This window comes from Cellvibrio sp. (assembly GCF_053579595.1).
On the sequence record NZ_JBRFPI010000291.1, the window covers coordinates 1 to 5,793 of the forward strand.

Annotated in this window: 4 protein-coding genes; 1 reads left to right on the plus strand and 3 read right to left on the minus strand. The window is 50.5% G+C overall.

From position 1 onward, the window contains the following. Positions 1-914: putative bifunctional diguanylate cyclase/phosphodiesterase (locus ACWA6V_RS15920; RefSeq protein WP_449523411.1), on the plus strand; the 914-nt coding region annotated here is incomplete at its 5' end. Here the strand turns inward: ACWA6V_RS15920 and ACWA6V_RS15925 are convergent. From ACWA6V_RS15925 to ACWA6V_RS15935, 3 genes are all read right to left on the minus strand, one after another. Continuing rightward, complete coding sequence (locus ACWA6V_RS15925; protein WP_449523412.1) at positions 911-1,828, minus strand: LysR family transcriptional regulator; 918 nt, start codon at positions 1,826-1,828, stop codon at positions 911-913. The two genes, ACWA6V_RS15920 and ACWA6V_RS15925, sit on opposite strands and share 4 nt — an antisense overlap. 336 nt (positions 1,829-2,164) lie before the next feature. Continuing rightward, entirely contained in the window at positions 2,165-4,141 is a 1,977-nt protein-coding gene (locus tag ACWA6V_RS15930) for a TonB-dependent receptor plug domain-containing protein (protein WP_449523413.1), read from the minus strand. Between the two features lie 193 nt (positions 4,142-4,334). Further along, a partial coding sequence (locus ACWA6V_RS15935) for an EAL domain-containing protein (RefSeq protein ID WP_449523414.1) occupies positions 4,335-5,793 on the minus strand: 1,459 nt, incomplete at its 5' end.

Below are 5,793 nucleotides of genomic sequence, written 5' to 3' on the forward strand. Positions count from 1 at the left end.
GTTTTGGTATTGCACTCTACCCCACCGATGGCGACGACGCCAAAACCCTGTTGCGCAATGCTGACAGTGCACTCTACGATGCTAAAGGCAAAGGGCGCGGCTGCTGTCAGTTATATCGCAAAGAACTTACTGAATATGTCCATAATCGTCTGCGGATGGACACTGATTTGCGCAAAGCAATTAACAACAACGAGTTTGAACTTTATTATCAGCCTATTATCAATTTGCAAACCCGGCAGATTGTATCGGCGGAAGCGCTGTTGCGTTGGCATCACCCGACACGCGGAATGGTTCCCCCCAACGACTTTATTCCCTATGCGCAAGAGAGCGGCCTGATTTCACCTATCGGTGAATGGGTGATTCAACAAGCATGCAGACAAGCAGCTGAATGGCACAGCGCAGGCTATCCACTCTCAGTATCAATCAACGTATCGGTGCGGCAATTTGATCAAAATAATCTACTTCCATTATTCTCCCAGGCACTCACTGAATCCCACTTACTTGCTGAAAACTTGATTGTTGAGATTACCGAACAAATGTTCCTGGAAAATACCGAAAGTAACCTGAAACAAATCAGCGAACTTAAAGGCATTGGAATTCAGATATCGCTAGACGATTTCGGTGTTGGCTACTCATCACTCAGCTATATAGTGCGCTTTGCACCTCACTATTTAAAAATTGACCGCTCATTTGTAAGCCGGATAGGTGAAGCCAAAGAACACGATGAAATGGTGAATGCGATTATCGGGTTAAGTAAAATTATCCCAATGAAAATTATAGGTGAAGGGATAGAAGAAGAATACCAGCGTGATTTTTTAGCCAGCAGGGGCTGCGATAAGGGGCAAGGTTATTTATTTTCGCGCCCCCTGCCACAAGATAAATTCCTGGACTTGTTGCGCAGCAATAAAATCTAATTAACCTGCACCACGCCCTGCAAATTTTTAAGACAATGGGCTTTAGCCAGTTGTAAAAATTCCTGCACAAATGGCGATAATAATTGCTCTTCACGCACCGCAGCATAAAGCGTTGGCCAAATGCCTGCGTTACCCGCCGAACGCACACTGATCAACCCTTGGGCTACATACTCTGCCAATACCCAATTGGGTAAAGCGCAGATACCGCGCCCACTTGCCACTAGTTGTACCATCATCAAAGTCAACTCAGAGGTGCGTACGGCTTTAGGTTCAACACCGGCAGGTTCCAGGAACTGTTTAAACACATCCAAGCGGTTGCGCGCTACCGGATAACTAATGAGCGTTTGATCCGCTAAATCCTGCGGCTGTAAAAATATTTTCTCGTTTAATGCATGGTTATTGGCCAGAGCGATTTGCATTTCGTACCCAAACAACGGCACATATTCGACGCCTTTGATGGGTTGCGGATCAGACGTGATCACCAAATCAATATCGCCTTGCGCTAACGCAGGTAAGGGCTCAAACGTAAAACCGCCGGAGAAATCCAATTCAATACCCGGCCACTGATTGCGGTAAATATCAATTGTCGGCATCAACCAGTTAAAACAACTGTGGCATTCAATCGCCATATATAAACGTCCCGCCTCACCGTGCACGAGTTTTTTGACATCGCGTTCGGCCTCGCTGACCTTGGCGATGACTTCATCGGCCAAAATCAAAATACGCTTACCCGCCTCACTAAACCGCAATGGGCGGCTTTTGCGGATAAACAGCTCGCATTCCAAACGCGATTCCAACTCCTTGAGCTGGTGCGACAGCGCCGATTGGGTGAGGAACAAGCGCTCCGCCGCTTCCACCAAACTGCCGGTTTCACGCAGGGCGATCAGGGTTTTTAAATGGCGAATTTCGATCATGACAAATATCCATAACAATGCGATTCGCATTATACATTAAAAATTTTCATGCTAAATCTAAAAACCACTAGTTATATTCATTTTAAACCCTAAGAAACAATAGCGTCACTTTCACGACATCAAGTTATACGAACCGAAAAGGGAAATTTCACATGACTCAACAGATCACCATACGCAATCTGAGCTTCACCCGCCTCAGTGGTGACCGAGAACTTAAGAATGCATAGGAAGACTGTTGGCGTAGCGAAATCGACCAAGTGCAACTTGAGCAAATCGCGCATGCCTTGCAAGGTGCAAATCGAGTAGCCGCTTTTGGCATTGGACGGTCGCAACCATCTAAAACCGCCATTCAACCTCTGCACTTAACTCACGTCCGCGATTGGGAATTCCATCGAGTTTCCCCAGACTCTGGGCGGGTGTCGCGGCCTCTTCATCGGTGATATTTTTTACTTGCAGCTTCAGCTCGTAACCGGCAGAGAATTGATAGCGCCACTGGGTGTTGAGCATCCAAAAATCATCCAGCGTTTGCTCGCTCGTTGAGGTAATAGGTGTTTGGCGTTCGCCCTGATAAAAGCCCAACAAATTCCAGTTCCATTTTTCGGCAGCGTAATTTATTTCAAATGAACCGGTGCGCGCGGCTTCGCGAAATGCGCTCGAGGGCAAATCCATGTGGGTGTAAGTCGAACGCAATGACCAGTGATTGGATAATTCCTGCGCCCACTCAACCTCCACCCCTTGGCTCTTTTCCTCAGGACCATTCCGGTAAGTGCGCGCAGCGCCCACAAATACAGTTTCAATGGGATGCTCATAGCGATTTTCAAACACCCCCACACTGAGATTAGTCGCCTTCCAATTGCCCATCAGGATCAGGTCCCAGGTTTTTACAATTTCGTGGTTGAGATCCGGGTTACCGAATAGCAGCGGATTATTGATCAACCCGATTTCCGCCAACGTGGGCGCACGAAACGCTTCGCCATAAAGCAGTTTGAGGCTGTACGTCTGATTTAGCTGCTCCACCAAACCCAAACGCGGACTAAAGCGCCCTGCCAGGTCCGCATAGTCATCGTAACGCCCACCCAACGTCAGCCGTGTTGATTCGCGCAGGTTACGCAGGTACTGGACAAACACACCGAGATTACTTTGAGAGTCCTGCGTACCTATTGGGAATAGCTTGCCTTGGTCGCCGTAATAAGTGATGGGCGGACGCCCCTGGCTCAGCTGGATCAAATCGAAATTACCTAATGCACTTGCTTCGGTTTCCTCATGCCGCGCCCATTGCGTACCCCATTGGGCGCTGGATTGATCGTCGATAGCCCAATCATTAGTGAATGTGAAACGCCAGCTGTCACCCGCCAGACGTGCATCGCCTTTAAACGGCTCTGCGCTTCTGGGGTTGCTGAACCCTAACAGCTGCCCTGGTCCAGTGAGATAAAGATCAAAATCGTAGCTAAATTGCTGATAACTCAATGAGACTTTGGATTGCGTGTTGGGTAGCCATACAAACCCCTGATCCAAAGCCAGATGCCACCACTGGCGCTCGTTGGCGTTGTAATTATTGGCAATGTTTTCTGATTGATAAAAATCCTCCGTATTGACGCGGTTATAGCTGATGTGGATTTGGGCTTCGGCGCGAACCAACGCCAGATCCGCCCCAGTTTGCTGGCGTGGGTCGCGGGTGGCGGTAGGCTGCTTGCTAAAACTGTCGGGCACGACAAACTCATCGCCATTGTCTTTGTAGGCATGGATAAAACTGTCTAGCGCCCAGTCGCCAACCTGAGCGGACCAGAGGTTTTCCAGCCGGCGGCGCTGCTGCGAACCATAGGCAAGGGCGAGGGATTTTTGTTGCTTGCGCGTGACAATATTGATCACACCGTTAAATGCGGAACTGCCATAAATGGCTGAGCCGGGGCCGCGAATGACCTCCAGCCGCTCAATACGCGCAAGTGGGTACAACGGCAAAGTGATATCCGGGCTGCCTGCGCGGGGATCATTGACTACGTGGCCATCGATCAGCAGCAAGACTTCCAACGATTGCTGGGTACTGCGCCGCCCTCTGGCACTGTAGGTATAAGCCGCGCCGTTACTGGCATTGCGATCGAATTGGAAGCCGGGCACCAGATTGAGTAATTCATACAGATAATCCACCCCCAAGCGATCGATCTGCTCGCGGGTAAATACCGACACGGCGGCAGGTACGGTTTTGAGGGTTTCTTCGGTCAGGGTGGAACCGGTAACGGGCACCTGAAGCAACTGCTCTAGACTAAGTTCGAGGTAGGCGATGTCATCGTTGGCGCAGCTGACACCGGCAAACATGCAAAGCACTCCCGACCCGATAAACCGGGTTAGATGCAAGTACGGACGACCGATAGTCCTCATGTTCATTGCAACTTCTCCCTCTGTCCCAATAAGACTAGTTGATGCTTGGAATGACCACTAGCCTCATTACCAAATATCTAACTGCCTGGGTCTGTAAGCCGAACGTTTGATTTATTGTTTTATCCATCTGCTAGGTGATGGCGTCTGTGTCAGCGGCCAACCACTGCTGCAACCATGCCTCAAACTGTATGGGTGGCAGGGGTTTGGAAAAGTGATAGCCCTGCATTAACCGACAGCCCTGACTGGCAAGCAGCGCCACCTCGCCTGCTGTCTCTACGCCCTCGGCAATGGTCTCCATCCCGAGCGATTCAGCGAGGCGGATAATGGACGTCACAATCGCAAGCGATGCACCATCTGTCTGCATATCGCGCACAAAGGACTGGTCGATCTTGAGAATATTCACCGGCAGGCGACGCAGGTAATTAAGGCAGGAAAAACCGGTGCCGAAGTCATCGATGGCAATGCGATAGCCCAGATCGCGAAAGGCTTGCAACACCTGGATCGACACCTCCATGTCACTCATCAACATGGATTCGGTCAACTCCAATTCAAGCGCACTGGGTTGGGTACCCGCTTGCGCCAATAGCCCCTGTACTTCTGCTAAAAAACCCGCCTGATGAAATTGCAGCGCAGAGATATTCACACTGACCACCAGATCGACAAAACCGGCCCGATGCCAGGTGTTGACTTGGCGCGCCGCTTCGGCAATAACCCAAGCCCCCAAGGGGATGATCAAACCTATCTCTTCCGCCAAGGGAATGAAGTGGTTGGGCGGCACCAAGCCACGCTCAGGGTGGCGCCAACGCACCAACGCCTCGGCGCCATAGAGTGTTTTACTACCTGCCACAATTTGCGGTTGATAGTGCAACTCAAACTGCCCCTGCTCCAGCGCCGAGCGCAGGTCATACTCCAACTTCAAGCGATCCAGCGTGCGTGCATTTAACACAGGAGTGTAAAACTGATAGTTATTGCGCCCTTTCTCTTTGGCGAGATACATAGCGGCGTCGGCATTTTTGATCAGCGTACTGGGAGTTTCGCCATCATCCGGGTAAACCGCAATCCCGATACTCGGGCTCAAGTGAAGCGGCATATCTTCCAGAATGTAAGGCAACAGCAATTCTTCGCGTAATTTGATCGCCACCTCAGCGAGGCTGCGCTCGTCGCGCACACGCGGGAGCAGCACCACAAATTCGTCGCCACCCAAACGCGCAACAGTATCGTCGGTGCGCACCGCCGCACTTAAACGCGCGGCAGTCTGGCGCAAAATCTGGTCGCCCGCTGCGTGGCCGAGCGAATCATTAATATTTTTAAATCGGTCGAGATCGATAAATAAAATCCCGACCTTTTCACCGCGCCGCTTAGCAGTATTAATCGCCATTTCCAAACGATCATTGAGCAGCGCGCGGTTGGGCAACTCAGTCAAGCTATCGTGATGGGCGAGGAAATCGATCCGTTCGCGGGATTTTTTGCGCTCGGAAATATCGCTGAAAATGGCGATGTAATTTTCCGGTTGGCCGTCGGCATTCAGTACCTGGCTGATCGAATACCAGGTGGGAAACTTTTCGCCATTTTTGCGTTTATTAATCAGC